Source organism: Clostridium sp. (assembly GCF_051656525.1).
GTDB lineage: Bacteria > Bacillota > Clostridia > Clostridiales > Clostridiaceae > Clostridium.
This window is the reverse complement of sequence record NZ_JBOGCC010000343.1, coordinates 1-1,369: the sequence shown is the minus strand read 5'-3', so window position 1 is coordinate 1,369 and position 1,369 is coordinate 1. Positions and strand designations below refer to the sequence as shown.

General features: G+C 21.8%; 1 protein-coding gene. It reads left to right on the top strand.

Annotated features, from left to right (window positions below; translation table 11 throughout):
• The first annotated feature begins 356 nt into the window (after positions 1–356).
• Entirely contained in the window at positions 357–1,166 is an 810-nt protein-coding gene (locus ACRDDY_RS16895; protein WP_438566104.1) for a dimethylarginine dimethylaminohydrolase family protein, read from the top strand.
• Positions 1,167–1,369 lie beyond the last annotated feature (203 nt).

The window sequence follows — 1,369 nt, the reverse complement described above, 5'->3', positions numbered from 1 at the left end:
GATTGGAAAGAAGGCTCTCATCATCACTTTGTTAAGAAAAATGATATTTTAGAAGATTTAAATGTATGTAACTTTAAAAATTTAAAAGAAATTGATGCATCTGAACCTTTCTTATGTTTAATTTCTTCTACATAATTTAAAAATCAATTTTATACTAATAGATATATTAATTATGATTATAGTTATAATTCTAGTATTATTAACTTCTAATCTTGCAATAGATGTTGTATTTGATTCTTTACTAATCTTAATTTTTTCAAAGAAGTCTTAATTTTCAAGGCTTCTTTTTTCTTTAATTTATAATATATAAATTTTTGTAAATACTATTATTAAATATATTTTTAAAGGTGGTATTTATGAAAATTAATCATATTAATAATTACGATACAGCTCAAACTCTTATTATGTGTTATCCTTGTAATTTTGACTTGTTAAATAAACATCTCTTTAAAAAAGTTAATATCCCTCTTATGTTTAGTCAATATAATACTTTTATAAATTTACTTATTAATGAAGATGTTAATATTCAATTTCTCAATCCAATCTATGGAAAAAATCAAGTTTTTACTCGTGATATTGGATTTGTTATTGACGATATCTTCTTTATTTCTAAAATTAAAAATCCTCATAGAATAAAAGAAACCCTTGCTATTGAAGATTTTTTATCTAATAAGTATATTAAAATATATAAATTTCAGAACTTTATAGAAGGAGGAGATGTAATTATTCATGATAATATTATTTTTATAGGTTTAAGCTCTCGTACTTCTATAGATGCAGTTTATGAACTACAATCCTATCTTCTCTCTGTAAATAAACCTTTTAAAGTTATTCCTATAAGATTTAATTACAAAAAAATGCTTCATCTTGATTGTGTTTTTAATATTCTTTATCAAGATCATGGACTTATCTCTAATTATGTTTATGATATTCCCATTATAAAAAAATACATTCCTATTCTTTATTTTATCGACAATAAAACTGCTAAACAACTTGGTACTAACTTTATTAATCTTGGAAATAAAAGAATTATAACTTCTAATAAAAAAATTTTCTCTTTATTAAAAAAATTACATTTTAAACCTTTTTATTGTGAGTATTCTGAAATAATGAAAGCTGGAGGTAGCTTTACTTGTAGCACACTTCCTATTTTTAGAATACATTAAATTTATTACAGTTTTGACACCTTTTAGAAATAAAAAACTTACTTTCCTTTTATATCCTATTCATTTTGAAATAGTATACTTATACTATTAAAATTTAAGGAGATGCTAAGTAATGAAAAAAATAATTGCAATTATAGTTTTAGTAGCTATTGTAATAGGCGTTGGTGTTGGTATTTTTATTTATTCTTTTGATAATGATTCTG

Excerpts from the sequence above, each read along its gene's own strand:
- ACRDDY_RS16895 (WP_438566104.1), top strand. The coding sequence starts at position 357 with ATGAAAATTAATCATATTAATAATTACGATACAGCTCAAACTCTTATT.